This is a genomic window from Asticcacaulis sp. AC466 (assembly GCF_000495815.1).
In the GTDB taxonomy this organism is placed as follows: Bacteria; Pseudomonadota; Alphaproteobacteria; order Caulobacterales; family Caulobacteraceae; genus Asticcacaulis.
In genome coordinates this window covers 140,003-156,976 of the sequence record NZ_AWGE01000008.1, presented here as the reverse complement: position 1 = coordinate 156,976, position 16,974 = coordinate 140,003, and the positions used below count along the sequence as shown (strand labels likewise).

The 16,974-nt window shown below is 62.5% G+C and carries 14 protein-coding genes; 3 read left to right on the top strand and 11 right to left on the bottom strand.

The annotated features are described in order from the left end of the window. Positions 1-9 precede the first annotated feature (9 nt). Genes AEAC466_RS32705 through ada form a run of 4 tightly spaced genes read right to left on the bottom strand, consistent with a single transcriptional unit; the run spans position 10 to position 3,659 of the window. The gene (locus AEAC466_RS32705; protein WP_023458043.1) at positions 10-1,290 is read right to left on the bottom strand and encodes a BNR repeat-containing protein; all 1,281 of its coding nucleotides are present in this window, start codon (positions 1,288-1,290) and stop codon (positions 10-12) included. A gap of 32 nt (positions 1,291-1,322) precedes the next feature. Beyond that, positions 1,323-1,946, bottom strand: coding sequence for a DNA oxidative demethylase AlkB (gene alkB, locus AEAC466_RS32700; RefSeq protein WP_023458042.1), 624 nt, complete (start codon positions 1,944-1,946; stop codon positions 1,323-1,325). Further along, positions 1,933-2,607 (bottom strand): 2OG-Fe(II) oxygenase, encoded by a 675-nt coding sequence (locus AEAC466_RS32695; RefSeq protein ID WP_023458041.1) that lies wholly within the window; start codon positions 2,605-2,607, stop codon positions 1,933-1,935. Before AEAC466_RS32695 ends, alkB begins: the two co-directional genes overlap by 14 nt. Then, complete coding sequence (gene ada, locus AEAC466_RS43740; RefSeq protein WP_023458040.1) at positions 2,607-3,659, bottom strand: bifunctional DNA-binding transcriptional regulator/O6-methylguanine-DNA methyltransferase Ada; 1,053 nt, start codon at positions 3,657-3,659, stop codon at positions 2,607-2,609. Before ada ends, AEAC466_RS32695 begins: the two co-directional genes overlap by 1 nt. 223 nt (positions 3,660-3,882) lie before the next feature. Between ada and AEAC466_RS32680 the strand changes: the two genes are divergently transcribed. The 3 genes from AEAC466_RS32680 to AEAC466_RS32670 are packed head-to-tail and all read left to right on the top strand — an operon-like array spanning position 3,883 to position 10,996. Next, positions 3,883-6,024, top strand: coding sequence for an autotransporter assembly complex protein TamA (locus AEAC466_RS32680; RefSeq protein ID WP_023458039.1), 2,142 nt, complete (start codon positions 3,883-3,885; stop codon positions 6,022-6,024). 1 nt (position 6,025) lies between these two features. Then, positions 6,026-10,372 carry a translocation/assembly module TamB domain-containing protein gene (locus tag AEAC466_RS32675; RefSeq protein WP_023458038.1) on the top strand — a complete coding sequence of 1,449 codons (4,347 nt, stop codon included), beginning with the start codon at positions 6,026-6,028 and terminating at the stop codon, positions 10,370-10,372. Continuing rightward, complete coding sequence (locus AEAC466_RS32670) at positions 10,373-10,996, top strand: glutathione S-transferase family protein (protein WP_023458037.1); 624 nt, start codon at positions 10,373-10,375, stop codon at positions 10,994-10,996. A gap of 95 nt (positions 10,997-11,091) precedes the next feature. Here AEAC466_RS32670 and AEAC466_RS32665 read toward each other — a convergent pair whose 3' ends face one another. The 7 genes from AEAC466_RS32665 to AEAC466_RS32635 all read right to left on the bottom strand — a co-directional run bounded on the left by AEAC466_RS32665 (position 11,092) and on the right by AEAC466_RS32635 (position 16,903). Then, on the bottom strand, positions 11,092-11,595 hold the full coding sequence (locus AEAC466_RS32665; protein ID WP_023458036.1) for an O-acetyl-ADP-ribose deacetylase: 504 nt from the start codon (positions 11,593-11,595) through the stop codon (positions 11,092-11,094). Continuing rightward, entirely contained in the window at positions 11,595-12,032 is a 438-nt protein-coding gene (locus tag AEAC466_RS32660) for an NADAR family protein (RefSeq protein WP_023458035.1), read from the bottom strand. The genes AEAC466_RS32665 and AEAC466_RS32660 overlap by 1 nt, the downstream gene beginning before the upstream one ends. A gap of 2 nt (positions 12,033-12,034) precedes the next feature. Continuing rightward, positions 12,035-12,895: an alpha/beta fold hydrolase gene (locus AEAC466_RS32655; protein WP_023458034.1), complete on the bottom strand. Its 861-nt coding sequence runs from the start codon at positions 12,893-12,895 to the stop codon at positions 12,035-12,037. Positions 12,896-12,972: 77 nt separating this feature from the next. After that, entirely contained in the window at positions 12,973-14,247 is a 1,275-nt protein-coding gene (locus tag AEAC466_RS32650; protein WP_023458033.1) for a DUF3443 domain-containing protein, read from the bottom strand. After that, positions 14,247-14,750: a DUF2844 domain-containing protein gene (locus AEAC466_RS32645; protein ID WP_023458032.1), complete on the bottom strand. Its 504-nt coding sequence runs from the start codon at positions 14,748-14,750 to the stop codon at positions 14,247-14,249. Before AEAC466_RS32645 ends, AEAC466_RS32650 begins: the two co-directional genes overlap by 1 nt. 168 nt (positions 14,751-14,918) lie before the next feature. Beyond that, the gene (gene hutC, locus AEAC466_RS32640; RefSeq protein ID WP_023458031.1) at positions 14,919-15,614 is read right to left on the bottom strand and encodes a histidine utilization repressor; all 696 of its coding nucleotides are present in this window, start codon (positions 15,612-15,614) and stop codon (positions 14,919-14,921) included. After that, positions 15,611-16,903, bottom strand: coding sequence for a formimidoylglutamate deiminase (locus AEAC466_RS32635; RefSeq protein WP_023458030.1), 1,293 nt, complete (start codon positions 16,901-16,903; stop codon positions 15,611-15,613). Before AEAC466_RS32635 ends, hutC begins: the two co-directional genes overlap by 4 nt. Positions 16,904-16,974: the final 71 nt, after the last annotated feature.

Sequence of the window (16,974 nt, the reverse complement as noted above, 5' to 3'; positions counted from 1 at the left end):
ATGGGGCGTTTATTTTTCGAACAGCATAAGCGGCACAGGCGGCGGCACGACATCGCGTGGCCGGTCACGGTTCTGCGGCAAGGTCGCCCAGGCCAGCAGGTAGTGGTGCCCACCGGCATCCAGCTCCACCTGATTGAGCTGCATGTCCGCCGGGATAGCCACGCCCTTGATGTCAGCGGCAAAGCGCGATGGCGGCGCGGGCGTTTCGGCCACCCGCGACAAGTCCGTTGCACGCAGATGCAATTCGGTGGCGACGCCCTGCCGCGTTACCGGCACGATCACCTCATCGCCACGGGCATAGGCGGCCTTGAGCGTCACCTCGAATATAAGCGACCCGTTGCCGCCGAACTCCCAGCGATAGCCGGTCCAGTCGCTGGCCTGGACCACACGCCAATGGTCCTCTTCGAAGCGCGCCACATAGATTTGCGTGTGTCCGGCGGCATCATATTTGTGATAGGCGATAAGCGGGCGCGCATCCGCATCGAACCCGATCAGGGTATTATTGTTGATCATGCCGCCGCCCACCGGCACCGGATCGACAATCTCGGCGCTTTCGTAGGTCATGGGCAGGACGAGGGGCGTGCCATCGGCCTTTTGCCAATGACTCAGATCGGCGCTGCGGGCATAGCTCAAATCATGGTTGGTGGCGGCATCGGGCGTTTCGCGCCACACCCACGTCAGGTGAAATTGGCCATCCGGCCCAACCACCGGCCCGACCGGATAGGCGTTGCGCTTTCCCTCACCGTCGGTCAGGGGCACGTTCAGCAAAGGCGCCCATGTCCGCCCGTCACAGACCGTATAGATATCGTTGCCATTCCCCGAACCGCCATCGCGATATCTGAAAATCAACCGCCCGGCCCGGTCCTTCAGGAAGACAGGATAGGTCATGCGCAGTTCCCTCGTGGGGTCGATGAGGACCGGCACGCGCCTCAGGCTTTCGGCGTCATCCGGCTTGGCTGCCGTGTAATAGGTCAGCGGCGACACATGCATATTGGCGGCAACATGCAGTCGCTCCACCGAATCGATGGCCATGGCGATGTAGTTGTGGCTGTCCCAGCCCACCGAGGTGTCCAGCCGGGTATAGCGCCACGCGCCGCCGGAGATATCGCGCTCCGCCACGGTAAGGCGGCGATCGGCGCCATAATATCCGACGAACAGGTGCTTATCCGACGCGGCCAGGGCGAAGGCGACCGGATGCCCGGCCCAGACCTGATCGACAACCTCAGTCCGCGCCGCCAAAGGCACTACCGCCAGGCTCAGCACCGTTATCAATCCGGCAATCCATCGCATTTGGGCTCCTCCTGCCCGGCAGGGTTATACCCTTAAAGCGCCTTGCGAAAGGTCAGATTATATCTGTGCCCGCCGATGGCATGATGGCCGGGCTTCAAGGTGAGGACGCCGTGAAACGCCTTGCGCGCCGGACCGCCCCAAACGACGACGTCGCCATGATGCAAAACGAGTGTCTCGACCGGATCGCTACGCCTCAGCCCGCCGAACTGAAACCTCGCCGGCAGGCCCAGCGACACCGACACGATGGGCGCGGAAAAATCGCGTTCGTTGCGATCCTGGTGCAAGCCCATCCGCGCGCCCGGCGCATAGAGGTTGATCAGGCAACCGTCCGGCGTGAAGTCGAAGCCCGCCTCTGCTGCCGCCCGCTGCGCCAGATCGACGAAGACGGGCGGCAGATCGGGCCAGAGCTTGCCACTCACCGGGTCTTCGCCGCTATAGCGATAGCCCTGCGCGTCCGTTACCCAGCCGACGCCCGCATTGGTCATGGCCACCGACATCTGGCCGCCGCCCGGCACGGTCATCCGGCGGAAAGGCGCTTCGGCCGCGATGGCATCAATGGCAGCCACCAAGGCGACGTCATCACTTTCCGCGAACCGCCGCAACACCGTGACGCCGTCGCGGGCGAAGCTATCGCCGAACAGGTCAGGCTGCGTCATGGAATATGATCCCCAGAACATGCCGCTGCCCTGATCTTACACGGGACACGCCGTGACGCATGTTGACGCGATAACTGCCCCGCGCGCCCATGACCGGCCGGTGATGCACGGCGAAAACGACCGCATCGCCTTGCTGCAAAGGCACGACTTCGGCCCGTGACTGCATTCGGGGCCTTTGTTCGGTCAGAACGAACGCCCCGCCGGTGAAATCGTCCTGCGGGCGCGACAACAGCACCGCGGCCTGCAAGGGAAAAACGTGTTCGCCGTACAGGTCCTGATGCAGGCAGTTGTAATCCTCTGGCCCGTAGCGAAGCAGCAGCGGTGTCGGCCGCCGCTGACCGGCGGCATGGCACCGCACCAAAAATGCCTCATGATCGGGCGGAAAACGCGTCTCCAACCCCATGCGCGCCTGCCACAGATTGGCGATCGGCGCCAGTTGCGAGTAAAGCCGGTCGCGCAAACCGGCCACCGGATCGGGCAAGGGATAGCTGAAATACTTGTATTCCCCGCGCCCGAAGCCGTGCCGCGCCATATGGATGTGACTACGGAACAGCGGGCGGTCGTAAAGCGCCGCCAGACCGGCGCAATCGGCCGGCGGCACACAGCCGGGCAGGATGGCGTAACCATATTGGTCGAGATCGGCCTGCATCGCCTCGGGCATCACGCGCCCTCTTTCAGCAGCAGGGCGCGTTTGCGTTCAACGCCCCAGCGATAGCCGCTCAGCGCCCCATCGGTCTTCACCACCCGATGGCACGGAATGGCGACGGCCAGGGCATTGGCCGCACAGGCCCCCGCCACCGCGCGAACCGCCTTAGGGGCGCCGATGGCGTCGGCAACCTCGCTATAGCTGCGCGTCTCGCCCGGCGGAATGGCGCGCAGGGCCTGCCAGACGCGTTGCTGAAACGCTGTGCCGCGAATATCGAGCGGCAGGTCGGGGGTCTGATCGCCGTCGATCATGCCGACCACCTGCGCCACCGTCGCTTCAAAGGCGGCATCCGCCCCGATCAGATTGGCCCTGGGAAAGCGGTCCTGGAGGTCGGCGGCCAAAGCCCGCGCGTCGTCGCCCAAGGTAATGGCGCATATGCCCTTCTCGCTTTGGGCCACCAGCACCGCGCCCAGCGAACACTGGCCGATGGCGAAGCGGATATCCCCCGCCCCGCCGCGCTGGAACTGGGTCGGCGTCATGCCGAGAATCGCATTGGAGCGTTCATAAAAGCGTCCGTTTGAGCCGTAACCGGCATCATAAAGCGCCGTTGTCACCGCTTCTCCGGCTGACAGACCGTCCCGAACCCGACGGGCGCGATGGGCATCGGCATAGGCTTTCGGCGTCAGTCCGGTGACCGATTTGAACAGGCGATGGAAATGATGCGGCGACAGGGCGGCCCGGGCGGCCATCTGGTCGAGGGACGGCGCGTCTTCGGCGCCTTCGATGAAGCGGCAGATCTCGGCGATCAAACGCGCCTGCTCGGCCTGGCGGCTGTCGCCACGCGGCCGACACCGCAGGCATGGCCGGAAACCGGCGGCTTCGGCGGCGTCGCAACTCGAATAGAAGGCAACGTTTTCCCGGCGCGGCAAACGCGAGGCGCAGGACGGGCGGCAATAGACACCGGTTGTTTTGACACTGTAAAAAAAGTCGCCGCCGGCGCGGTTTTTCAAAGCGTCCCATAGCGCGTCGGGCGATGTAGCGGTTTCAATAGGCATGGACATCAACATAGCAGTTTCCTTACGGGGTGACGATGCCGCACCGTGCCACTTTTCCCGCCACGCCGAACTCCGCCCCTTGCGCTGCAATTCGTTTATACATTAAGCGAAATAAAACCGGTGGCTGCTAGATTTCCACATCGATTTTTTGCGCACAGGTATCGCACCCAAGAAAACGGTCTCGTCGGTCCGTTACCGCAATCTGAGGACAGTGCCTATTTTTACCGTCAAAGTCATGACCGTGCTTAATTTCGTGCCTGCCGCCGCCCTGATGATGGCGGGGGGTGCCTTTGCGCAGGCCACGCCGCCCGTCACACCGGACGCCCCCGCACCGCAAGCCGACCCGGATACGACGCCGATCATCAGCGACGACGCCTTTACTGCCGCCCTGCCGTCGCTCGACGACACGCAAACCGCAACGCCCACACCACCACAACAGACTCAGGCGCCCGCTCAGGGCCAGCCCCAGACAGCCATGCCGGCCGCCACCCCGGCCGCCACGGCCACGGATCCGCAAGACCCCGATGCCCTGGCACCCGTCACCACCGCCCAGGACAGCACGCTCGACGCCCCTCTGCCGCCCTTGTCAGGCTACGACGTTCAACCCAACCAAGGCATCGTCGCGTCCGAAACCGACCAGCCTCAGATCACCTATGTCACCGTCGTCGACGGCCTGCACACCATCAAGCTGAACGAGGAATTCAAGGCTCTGAGCTCGCTCGATGCCGGCAAGGGCAAGGCGGTCAATGTCGCCCAGGTTCGCGCCCGTGCGACCGAGGACGAAGGCATCATCCTGCGGCTGCTGCAAAGCCGTGGCTATTACGACGGCACGGTCACGACCGCTCTCACCACACCCCAGGCCGCCGGAGATCCGGTCCAGGCCCATATCGTCGTCGTCCCGGGCCCCGCCTATACATTCGGTACAATCAAGGCCGCCGCCAAGCCGACAGAGCCGTCAGACCTGATCCGCAACGCCATTCCTCTGTCAACCGGCGATCCCATCGTCGCCGCCAACGTCATTGCCGCCGAGGCCAATGTCAGCGTGGTGATGCAGCAGACCGGCTATCCATTCGCCAAGGTGGGGCAGCGCGATATCCTGCTCGATGGCGCAGCACACACGGGTGATTACAGCCTGAGCGTCGATACCGGCAATCGCTCGCGCTTCGGCGGTTTCAAAAGCGATGGCAAGCAAGCCTTCGGCGCCGACCACGTCGCGGTGATGACGCGCTTCGAAAAGGGCGATCTCTACGACAATCGCCGGGTTGACGACCTGCGTGAAGCATTGGTAGCCACAGGTCTGTTCCGCTCGGTCGCCGTCGAACCCGTGGCCACCGGCACCTTTGCCGATGATGGCACCGAATATGTCGATCTGCTGGTGCACCAGCAACGCGGCCCCTATCGCACCCTGGCGGCGCAGCTTGGCTACAATACCGGCGAAGGCTTCACCGCCACCGCCTCCTGGCAGAACCGCAACATGTTCCCGCCCGAAGGCGCGCTGATCGTGACCGGCTCACTCGGCACTCAGCAACAAGGGCTGACCACGACCTTCCGGCGCGCAAACGCCAAAAAGCGTGACCGCACCTTCCAACTGTCGGCGACCGCGTCACACAACATCTATGACAGTTACGAAGCCTATACCGCCGGAATTAGCGGTCAGGTGTCACGCGTCTCAACACCCTTGTGGCAAAAGGTATGGACCTGGTCCTACGGCTTCGACCTTACCGCGTCCCAGGAAGCCACGGGCGGTTTCAATAAATATATCGGCAATACGGAAAACTATTACGTCGTCGCTTTGCCGACGCGTATCGGCTACGACCGCTCCGACAGCCTGCTTAACCCAAGCCTCGGCTACCGGGCGTCGGTCGAGCTGACCCCCCAGGTCTCCCTTCAGGGCGGCAGCGGCTCCAGTGTGCGCACCATTATCGATGGCAGCTATTATTTCCCGGTCAATGAAAAATCGGTGATCGCCGCCCGCACGCGGCTGGGCTTCATCTTCGGCGGCTCGCTGGACCAGATCGCGCCGTCGCGTCGGCTGTATGCCGGTGGCGGCGGAAGCATCCGTGGCTATTCCTATCAGCAGGTCGGACCGCTCGACGACACGTTCAATCCGACGGGCGGCCTCAGCCTGTTCGAAGCGTCGGTGGAATATCGCTACCGTATCGGCAATATCGGCATCGTGCCGTTCGTCGACATCGGCCAGGCCTATGTGTCTACGACGCCGACCTTCGACAACCTGCGCGTCGGCGTGGGCATCGGTGCGCGCCTCTACACCAATTTCGGCCCCATCCGTATCGATGTGGCCACCCCGATCAACCGCAGCAAGGAAGTGGGCGAGCCCCTGGTCGCCCTCTATGTTGGCATAGGACAGGCATTCTAGCATGGCCCGACGCCCCCGCTCCCCTAAGCCGCCCATAACGCCCAACGACGGCGCACCTGAAAACAGCGCGCCTGAAAGCTCAGCCGCCCCCTTATCGCCGCCGCCCTCAGAAGAGCCGACATACGAGCCACACGGCGAACCCGAAAGCGGGCCGCCTGCTGGACAATCGCCCGCCCCCAGATCAAAGCCCAGTTTCGACTGGCGGCAGGTCAACTGGCTTAAGGTCGGACGTAACCTCGCCTTGCTGATTGTCGGTGTGGGTATACTGGTCGGCCTCGCCCTCACCTCACTCAACACCTCGCCCGGCCGGCGCCTGCTGATCCAGTTCGCCACGGGCATCAAGCTCAATTCCGGCCTCCAGGTCGAAATCGGCGATATCGATGGCTCGCTCTACGGCGAAATGACGCTGCACAATGTCAAGGTGAAGGATCTGAAAGGCGTCTTTATCCAGAGCCCGGCCATTCACCTCGACTGGCGCCCCTTCGGCTATCTCAATAAGCATATCGACATTCGCGATTTTTCCAGCCCGCTGATAGAAATCATCCGCCAGCCGGTGCTGAACCCGAGCCAGACCCCGGAATCGAATGGCCCCCTGCTGCCCAACCTGGCCATCGACGTCAACCGCATCCAGATCGACGCCCTTCAGATCGACGCCCCCGTCATGGGCCAGGCCCACGTGCTGACCATCACTGGCGGCACCCATATCCGGCGCAAGCGCGTGCAGGTCAATACACTGGTGGTGTCGGAAAAGCGGGATCGCCTTCGCCTGGTCGTCGATGCGCGTCCTAATGATAACCGCCTCGACATGAAGGCCGACCTGACGGCACCTGCCGACGGCGTAGCAGCGGGACTGTTGAAGTTCGACAAGGCCTTTACCGCCGGCCTGTCGGGCCAGGGGACATGGAAACAATGGAACGGCCGCGCCGTCGCCAATTTCGGCGAAGACAACCTGATGGACCTGGCCGTCAACGCCCAGAACGGCGTCTTTCATATCTCCGGGTCAACCCATCCGGATCAGGTGCTGACCGGCGAAACCGTCGCCTTGTTGACCCCGGCCTTGATGATCGACCTCAAAACGACGCTCAAAGACCGTGCGCTCGACAGCGTCATGGCGGTTTGGACCGATGCCGTGCGCATCGATGCCAAGGGTGTTGTCGATCTTGGCGCCAATCATTTCCGCAAGCTGGAACTGCACGGACGCCTGCTCAAGCCGGACGTACTGGGCAAGGATTTCACCGCGTCGGACCTGCGCGCCGACCTGCTGCTGGACGGCGATTTCAAAACGCCCCGCATCGATTACGACCTGGCCGCCAAACGGTTTGAACTGGGCCAGATTCACCTGACCGGCTTTACCGCCAAGGGCAAGAGCCGCGTCACCGACACCGGCGTCGTTGTGCCCATCGCCGCACAACTGACCTCGCTCACCGGCATCAACGAACGCGTCGATCCGCTGCTGACGCACCTGACGCTAAACGGCGATGTGCGCCTGGAAAACGGCAAGCTGAGCAGCAGTACCGTCCGCCTGGCCTCCGACCGCATCAAGGCGACCGCGACGCTGACCGGTGATCTCAACGCCAACCGCTACGTTGCCAATCTCAAGGCCAACCTCAACAACTATCCGGTCGCCGAAGTGGGCGTAGTCAACCTGGCCACCACCGCCGCAGTAACGATCAATCGAGGCAAGGTCAGTGTCACAGGCCAGGCCAATGCCCAGACGACCCGGATCACCAATGCAGGCATAGACGGCTTCCTGGGCGGGAATGCCAAGCTGTCCGGCGGCTACGCCTATACCGAAGACGGTACGGTCGTCCTCAAGGCCTTGTCGGGCAAGGCGCCGAAATTCACCCTGATCGGCGCTTCCGGCCTCCTGACGCGCACGGGTGGCATCCAATTGCAGGCCAAGGCCAATTCGACCCAATACGGCCCGCTCGATGTCGTGGCGTCCGGATCGCTCGATCATCCCAACGCCATCGTCAAGGCCGCCAATCCGGGCCTGGGCGTCAAGATGGTTGACGTCACGGCCCGCCTGACCGCCACGCCGCAGGGCTTCCAGGTCAATGCCGATGGTGGCACGGCTTACGGCCCCTTCCTGGCCGATGCCCTGGTCATGACCGGCAAGCCGCTTAAGATCGACATCCACAAGGCGACCTTCGCCGGCATAGACGCATCGGGCCTCCTGACCCAGACCGATGCCGGCCCCTTCGCCGGAACCTTGGCCATCGGCGGATCGGGCCTGAAAGGTACGGCCGTCCTGAGCAGCCAGGGCGGCGATCAGGCGGCCATCGTCAACGCCACCGGCAACGCTGTCACCGTACCCGGCGACATGAAACTCTATGTCGGCCGCGCCATCATCGCCGCCAATATCGTGCTGCACGACCAGATGACGCTAAACGCCGACGTCCAGATGGCCGACATGCGCTATCAGGATTTCGTCCTGGCCACCGGACGCGCCAAGCTCGCCATGACCGGCGAAAACGGCACGGTGCAGGCCATCGCCACGGGCAAGAAGGATGTTCCGTTCAACATCGCGCTCAACGGCACTATTGCGCCTGAGACCTACACCTTCGCGGCCCAGGGCAAGGCGAACGATATTGCGTTCCGGCTCAATCATCCCGCCGTCATCCGCAAATCTGGTGACGAGTGGATTTTAAAACCCGTCAAGATCGTCATGAGTACGGGCGATATCGACCTGTCGGGCCGGTTCGGTGACACACTGAAAGCTCAGGCCCGCCTGAACAATCTCGACCTGTCGCTCGCCAATATGGTCCAGCAGGATCTGGGCCTGACCGGCATGGTCAATGGCGCCATCGATTTTAGCCGTATCGGCAACGGCTTCCCGACCGCACGCGCCAATCTCACCATTAGCCGCTTTTCGCGCAGCAGCGCCGCCGTCGTTTCGGCCCCGGTCGATATCGCCCTCGATGCGCAGTTGAACCCCGACCGCCGCCCGGACGACAACTATGTCCACGCCCTTATCCGCCAGGGATCGGCGACGGTAGGCCAGGCCCAGATCCGGCTGGCGCCCGCCAATGGCGGGGACTGGGTGGCCGATCTGCAATCGGGCGCGATCAGCGGCGGCGTACGCTATAACGGTCCCGCTGGCGTGCTATTCTCACTGAGCGGTCTGCCGCGCCAGACCCTGTCCGGCGCCGTAGCCGTGGCGGCCGACGTGTCCGGATCGATCAACCAGCCGCATTTTGCCGGGGTCATCAAGGCCAACAGCCTGACCTATGACAACGAAGATCTCGGCACCCGCATCACCGCCATTGCCCTTGACGGCAAATTCACCGACGACCGCCTTGAACTGACGCAGTTCACCGGTCGCGCGGGCGAAGGCACGGTGAGCGGCGCGGGCTGGATCGGTCTGGCTGCCACGCAGAAATTCCCGATGTCGGTCCATGTCGAAATGACCAATGCCCGCCTCGCCCGTTCCGAATCCATCAATTCGACCGTGTCGGGCACGATCGACATCACCAATACCGAGGCCGATGGCGGCCTGATCAAGGGTGACCTGCGCCTGCCGCAGTTCAAATACGTCATCGTGAAACAAAAAGCAGCGGAAGTGCCTGTCCTCGACGGCGTGCGCCGCAAGGGCGAGGATCGCACGCCCGCGCCATCGGCCCAGTCCCTGCCCGCCTTCTGGCGTCTCGACATCCAGGCCCGGGCCGACAACCAGATCTTCGTTTCCGGCATGGGCCTGGAATCGGAATGGTCGGCGCGGATGCGCATCAACGGCACCACCAAGGATCCGCGCGTCGTCGGCACGCTCAAGGTCGTGCGCGGCAATTACACCTTCGCCGGGCGCTCGTTCGATATCGACAACGGCACCATTACCTTCGACGGCGGCCCTGTGGCCGATCCCGAAATCAATCTGTCCGCCAGCGCCACTGTGCAGGACATACAGGGCGTCATCAAGGTTACGGGGTCAGCCCAGCGGCCGAGCATCGCCTTCTCGTCCAGCCCGGCCCTGCCCCAGGACGAAATCCTGTCGCGTCTGCTGTTCGGCGAAAGCGTGGCCAACATTTCGGCGACCGAAGCCTTGCAACTGGCCTCCGCGGTCAACGGCCTGAACGGCGGCAAGGACTATCTCAATCCGCTCGGTGCCCTTCGCGCGGCGACCGGCATCGATCGCCTGCGCGTTGTCAGTGCCGACACCAGCACTGGTCGCGGCACATCGCTGGCAGCCGGGAAGTACCTGACCAACAATGTCTATGTCGAAATCGTCACCGATACGAAGGGCTTCACCGCGACCCAGCTTGAAATCGCCCTGTCCCGCTCGCTCAGCATCCTGTCCACCATGGGCAATATGGGCTCAGGCGCCAGTGTGCGTTATTCAAAGGATTATTAGATGCTGGAAATTCTGGGACGCGCATCATCGCTCAACGTGCGCAAGGTTCTATGGACATGCAAAGAACTATCGCTTGCCTTTGACCGCGAAGACTATGGCACCGGCTTTCGCTCACTTGAAACCGAAGAGTTTCGTGGGCTAAACCCGAATGCGCAAATTCCGGTGATCATCGATGGCGATTTTGTCCTTTGGGAATCCAACACAATTTGCCGATACCTGATCAATAAGGCTGAGCGCGACGATTTGTTGCCCTCCGATCCTGTCTCGCGCGCCCGCGTCGAACAATGGGTTGACTGGCAGGCGACCGAATTGAACCAGGCCTGGCGATACGCCTTCTGCGCCCTGCACTGGAAATACCCGGCCTATCAGGATACCGACCAGATCGCGGCCAGCGTCAAGGCCTGGAATCGGATGATGGCCATTTTGGATGCCCAACTGGCCAAGACAGGCGCCTATGTGTCTGGCAGTGATTTTACCCTGGCCGACATCGTATTGGGTTTGTCCACCAACCGCTGGCTACGCACGCCGATAGAGCGTCCCGTCTATCCGGCCGTTGCCGAATGGTATAGCCGCCTGTGCGAGCGGCCGGCCTTCCTGGAATATGGTCCGAACGGCACAATTTAGGCGTTTTCCCCTCAAACGACCGATTCAAAGCAAAACTGGCGGATGCGCTCCACGGCTTGAACGACAGCATCGGCATGCATTATTTCGAAGGATTATTAGATGCCCCTGATCACGCCTTCATAAACATCAAGGTCGCCTGAGGTGAAGCAACAGAAGACGATCTCCTCCAGCGGAGACTCGGCCGCGGTACGTGTCGCTTCCAAAGCAATCGGCGCGGCGTCCCATATCGGATAACCAAATATGCCTGTGCTGATGCTCGGGAAGGCAATTGTCCGCACGCCCGCATGCGTCGCAACTTCGATGGAACGACGATAACAGGCCGCCAGTTGTTCCGGCTCACCATTGTCACCGCCGCGCCATACCGGTCCAACGGTGTGTATGACGAATTTCGCCGGTAAGCGGTAGCCAGGCGTGATCTTAGCCTCGCCTGTCCGGCAACCGCCCAGCAAACGACAGGCATGGACCAGCTCCGGCCCGGCCGCGCGATGAATGGCCCCGTCCACGCCTCCGCCACCCAGCAGGGAGGAGTTGGCGGCATTGACAATAGCATCGACTTCAAGCCGCGTAATGTCGCCCTGCACCGCCGTAAACCGTACCATTATACCAACTGCTTTCTTACATCTTCCAGTATACGGCCCAGCCAGTTCTCACCGGTGCCATCTTGGCCGCAACCCCAGAAATAGTCGCCTGGCGCGTTTTCGACAATGGGCCGGTTTCCCGTCTCGCGTAAAAGCGCCGTCAAGGCGGCATGGGTTTGAAATTTCTTGAGGACCGCTTTGCGCATGATATCGACCTTGACGGCCTCCCAATCCGAACGCAGCGGCACGGTTCGATCGCGGCCAAGAGCGGCCGCCTGTTTCGCCGTGGAAGCCCGTCGGATTTTTTCGCGGTATTGCGGATTTTCAAACTTCTGGGCCTGAAAATAGTGCTCGACTGTCGCCCACCACCGACCATCCATGTCTATGCCATGACGCGAGAAGTTGGAGAAATCGCCATAGCTCTCCTGTGGCGTATAGAAATAGATGGGCTCGATCACACCTAGTTTTCCAACCCGCCGAGAAACGCATCGATGGCATCGACCGCTTCGGGTTCATCCAGCATCGGCGCGTGGCCGCGATTGGCGACGGTGACGGCATGCATGGCAGGGTGGCGCTCCAGCATCTGGCCGAAGGTCGCCTCGGTCAACAGGTCCGACAGTTGCCCGCGAATGCCCAGGATCGGCAGGCCCTTCAGCGCGTCCCACAACGCCCACATGTCCGGCGGCGCGACCACCGGTCCGTTCGGGTCGAAGGCGCCCGAAATCGCCGGATCGTAGGAAGACACCGGCAATCCCGCCGCATCGGCATGATAGGTCCGGCGCGCGAACGCCATCCAGTCGGTGTCGTCATAATCGGGGAAACAGACGCCGTTCGTCTCCTTTGCCCGTGCGGCAGCATCGGTCCAGGAGGTAATCGGCGGCGACTTGCCGACATAGCTGCGAATACGCTCCAATCCCTCGACGGCGATTTCCGGCCCGACATCGTTGATGACCAGACCGGCTAGTGACTGGGGCGCCATGGCGCCCATGATCATCGCCATGATCCCGCCCATGGAGGTCCCGACCAAGGCAGCGCGCGCTACGCCCAGATCAACCATCAGCTTGAACATATCCTGTACGTAGAGCGCGGGCGTATAGTTGGCCGGCTCCGCATCCCATCCCGACAATCCCCGCCCGCGCTGGTCCGGCACAATCACCCGGTAACGCGGTGACAGATGCGCCGCCAGCCAGTCGAAATCCGCGGCGTTGCGCGACAAGCCATGCATGCAGATGACCGGCAGGCCATCGCCGCCGTAATCCCGCGCATACAACCGTATCCGTGCGTCATGGCTATCGTAATAGAAGTCGGAAAAGGCCGCCACGGAGCACTCCTGTTGTCAGATCGTGCCCGAGGCTAAACCAATTCATCCGGCGCGCAAGACCTTGCCGTCTCGCCGCACTAGAAAGCGACGTAGGGACCGACCGCACCGCCGGCCGTGCGCCCGGCGATGGCCGTATAGACCCGCTTGCCGTAGAAGAAAGGCAGGCCGAAATCGAAGCTGCTGGTAAACGCGTTGAGGCTATCGAAGGCATGCGGATCGCCACCTATGCCAGGCAAGGCGTAATAGGGCGTCTGGACCAGGGTGTCCGCGTTGTCGAGCGTGAAGTTCACCGTCTTGCTGGCGCCGTTCGCGCCGCTCAGCACCGCGCTCAGGGCCAGCGAACTGGTCGGGCAATAGAAGCCCTTGAGATTGCCGGTGCACAAGGGAATGGTCGAATCGGTGAAGCCGTAGAAGTTGGTGCCGCTGTCAACGAAGCTCCGGGTCAGGGATTGGCCCTTGTAGGTCGAGGTCAGGTAACCGTTGTTGAACTCGCTCAGGATCGTCTCCGTGCCCAACATGTTGTTGGACTGGGTATTGATGCCGAAATAGAGTGTGCCATTGAGCGTCGCGGCGCCCTGGCCCGTCACCGCCGGCAGGACGACAACCGTGCCGTTATTGTTGACCGCCATGCGCGCCACCGGGTTCGGAATTTGCAGGGCGGTGGCGAAGGTCGTTTGCGTGCATGACCCGCCGGTGCAGGCATAATAGTAGCCGTTGCTGGTGGTGCTGGCGCAATAGCTGCCGCAATCGAGCACGCTGTCGCCTATGCCGATAATGCCGTTAGCACCAAACTCAGCAATGGTGTCGTGCGCCGTTCCGCCGCTCGATGAACAGGCGGTCGGGACCGTGGCGTAATCGCCGGTATCGCCGATCACCATGAAGGGCATAGAACTGACGTTTTCGCCACCGATCGTCATGTCTGTTGTGCGTACCGAACCGAAGACATAGCCATCGACATACTGATAGCATTCGCCGACACCGGCGGTGCCTTGCATGGTCTTGGGCAGGCCCGCGCGCATCTGCGCCGTCAGGGCTTCATATTCGATCCGCAGACCGGTCGATCCGGTGTCCATGATCACATGGTCGATGGTCTGGCAGGTCACCGTGCCGGGCACGCAGATCGTCACGGTGACGAAGGGGATATTGACATTGCCCGTCGCCTGGGCCGGGCCGGCATCGACCGATATCGCCGTGAAATTGGTCAGCGCGGCGCTGCTGGATGACGAGGAGGATGACGACGAACTGGAGCCGCCGACGCTTACCCCGCCCCCACCGCTACTACTGCCGCCGCTTCCGCCGCCACCGCACGCGGCCAGGAGGAGAAAGAAACCGATACAGAACAGGCGCTTCATCACTGTTCCCCTTCTTGCAGCATCTGCGGGCTGACACCCGATGGCGCCGCCGAGGGCAAAAAGGCCATGCCCCAGAAGGCGCCGCTGTGACCGCCGGTGCGGACAAGGAAGTCACTGTGCGTCGCCGCCAGGGCGCGACGGGCGCGGATGCGGCCCGTGGTCTGGTTATCGGCCTGGAAGCGGGTAAAATAGCTGTCGCCGAACAGGCTTTTTAGATCGGGACGTTGCGGCCCGATCCAGCTGACGGCGAAAACCGTTCCGTCCGTCCGGCTATATTCGCGGACGACCGTGGCGTTTTCCATGGTCATTTCGTGGACCGTGTAGCCGATACCCGGCAGGCGCGTCAGGCTACGGGGCGCCAGGCGGGCCCGGTCGCGTTCAACCGAATCGAGCTTGCCGCCGAGCGTGGCGTGGGCGGGCGTCGCGCCGCCGACAATCGCCAGGGCGAGCGCAATGACCGGTGGCGTCGAACGCACCCAGGTCAGGCAGGGCCAGGACCGCATACCGTACTCCTACACTAGAGCCTCATGCCGAAAAGTGGACCCCACTTTTCGGAAAAACATGAGGCGTTACAAAAAATGAGAGCCATGAGGCGGCTCAACTGAGCCGACGAATGCTCTAAGATTTGGACAAAGTATCCGCGATAGCGATTAATGCAATATGATCATCCGCTAACCATGATCGAAACGCGCAATCAGGCGATAGGCCGCCCCGTCGAACACCTGACGCACGGTCGTGACGCGCGCCTTGTCGCGCCAGGTCCGGCGGTCAACCACCAGGCACGGCGCCCCGGCATCGAGCCGCAGATGCCGCGCGATCTGACCCTCCGCAATCGCTGCGCTAATCTGGTTTTCGACATGGGTCCACGGCACGGCGCCCAGCAGCCAGTGGCCCGGTGACTGGCGCGTGAAATCGATGGTTTCGGCATCGGGCACAGCGCCCAGATTGATCAGGCGGCGTTCGAACGCCAAGGGCTTGGCCGACGCGAAATGCAGGCCAGTCAGGCTGATGACCTGGCCGCCGCCAGCCAGTTCCGTCTCTTCGTCCGTGCTGGCCGTGCGGATCGTGTAGGACAGGAGCTCAAAATGATAGGCTTCGCCCCGCGCCGTGATTTCGTGCTGGATGTCCGGGATATCGAGCACGGTGGAGTCGAGACGCGGCAGGCGCACGAAGCTGCCCGCCCGCTTGCGGCGCTCGATCAGCCCCGCCTCGTCCAGCGGTGTCAGCGCCTTGTTGACGGTCATGCGCGACACGCCATAGTGCGCCATCAGTTCATGTTCAAACGGGATGCGATCACCGGGTTTCAGCACGCCGGAACGGATCTGGCCTTCGATATCGTCGCGGATTTTCTGGTGCAGCGGCTTCATGCCGACAGCTTTTGCATGAGTTGACGATAGTCGGCAAGAATGGCGTCACGCGCCACGTGGCGACCGCCCGAAACCTGCTTGCGACCGAACCGCCAGACGCAGTCGATAGGCGAACGCGCCGAGGCGAAGATAAAGGCGTCAAGCGTGCAATCGAGGCTGACGATATCCGCCGGCTGGCCGACATCCAACCCTGCTGGTGCCCCCAGGGCCTGCCCGCCATCGAGCGCGCGGACATAGAGGTTATCCAGCACGTTGCGTTCACGGTGGAACAGCCGCTGGCCATATTCCAGCAGCCGCAACTCTTCGGCAACACCGATCAGCACATTGGAATCCGAACCGATACCGAAACGCCCGCCGTGCGCCAGATATTCGCGCGCCGGAAACAGGCCGTCCCCCAGATTGGCCTCGGTAACGGGACAGAGGCCCGCTATCGCGCCGGACTTGGCCAGGCGCTTCGTTTCCTCAGTCGTCATATGGGTGGCGTGCACCAGGCACCATTGTCCATCGACCGGCGCATGATCGAGCAGCCACTCGACGGGGCGCTGGCCGGTATGGGCGATGCAATCCTCGACCTCACGCACCTGCTCGGCGATATGGATGTGGATCGGTCCGCCTTCGGCCATCGGGATCAGGGCCTCCAACTCGCTGGGCGTCACCGCGCGCAGGCTGTGCGGTGCGATGCCGACACAAGCGTCATCCAGCCGCGCGACATGGCGGCGGCTGGCCTCCAGCAGGCGCTGAAAACCGTCCAGGTCGTGAATGAAACGCGCCTGTCCCGCCGTGGGCGCCTGACCGCCAAATCCGGCATGGGCGTAAAACACCGGCAGTAGAGTCAGGCCGATGCCGGTCGTCTCCGCCGCCATGACGACCCGCGCAGCCATCTCGGCCGGATCGTCGAACCGGCCGGTTTGTGGGCCGGTTTGGGGATGATGCAGATAATGAAATTCACCGACGCGCGTAAAGCCCGCCTCCAGCATTTCCATATAGGCCATACTGGCGATGATCTGAAACGCGTCCGGGTCGATGCGCGCCTGAAACCGGTACATCTGGTCGCGCCACGACCAGAAACTGTCCGGTTCTGTGCCCCGGCGTTCGGTGAGACCAGCGATAACACGCTGAAAGGCGTGGCTGTGCACATTGGGCATGCCCGGAACGCCGACCGCGTGCTGCTCACCCTGCGGCTCGGTATCGGTGGCAATGGCGGCAATCCGACCGTCGGCAATGGTCAGGCGGACGCCGGACTGCCAGCCATTTTTCAGCAACGCTTTTTCAAACCATAGTGATGACATGGGCCTTGCGTTCGATATGTCTATACATTATGCCGTTATGTATAGACATATTCGTTGTCTCAGGGAAGCCC

Excerpts from the sequence above, each read along its gene's own strand:
- AEAC466_RS32705 (WP_023458043.1), bottom strand. The coding sequence starts at position 1,290 with ATGCGATGGATTGCCGGATTGATAACGGTGCTGAGCCTGGCGGTAGTG.
- alkB (WP_023458042.1), bottom strand. The coding sequence starts at position 1,946 with ATGACGCAGCCTGACCTGTTCGGCGATAGCTTCGCCCGCGACGGCGTC.
- AEAC466_RS32695 (WP_023458041.1), bottom strand. The coding sequence starts at position 2,607 with ATGCCCGAGGCGATGCAGGCCGATCTCGACCAATATGGTTACGCCATC.
- ada (WP_023458040.1), bottom strand. The coding sequence starts at position 3,659 with ATGTTGATGTCCATGCCTATTGAAACCGCTACATCGCCCGACGCGCTA.
- AEAC466_RS32680 (WP_023458039.1), top strand. The coding sequence starts at position 3,883 with ATGACCGTGCTTAATTTCGTGCCTGCCGCCGCCCTGATGATGGCGGGG.
- AEAC466_RS32675 (WP_023458038.1), top strand. The coding sequence starts at position 6,026 with ATGGCCCGACGCCCCCGCTCCCCTAAGCCGCCCATAACGCCCAACGAC.
- AEAC466_RS32670 (WP_023458037.1), top strand. The coding sequence starts at position 10,373 with ATGCTGGAAATTCTGGGACGCGCATCATCGCTCAACGTGCGCAAGGTT.
- AEAC466_RS32665 (WP_023458036.1), bottom strand. The coding sequence starts at position 11,595 with ATGGTACGGTTTACGGCGGTGCAGGGCGACATTACGCGGCTTGAAGTC.
- AEAC466_RS32650 (WP_023458033.1), bottom strand. The coding sequence starts at position 14,247 with ATGAAGCGCCTGTTCTGTATCGGTTTCTTTCTCCTCCTGGCCGCGTGC.
- AEAC466_RS32645 (WP_023458032.1), bottom strand. The coding sequence starts at position 14,750 with ATGCGGTCCTGGCCCTGCCTGACCTGGGTGCGTTCGACGCCACCGGTC.
- hutC (WP_023458031.1), bottom strand. The coding sequence starts at position 15,614 with ATGAAGCCGCTGCACCAGAAAATCCGCGACGATATCGAAGGCCAGATC.
- AEAC466_RS32635 (WP_023458030.1), bottom strand. The coding sequence starts at position 16,903 with ATGTCATCACTATGGTTTGAAAAAGCGTTGCTGAAAAATGGCTGGCAG.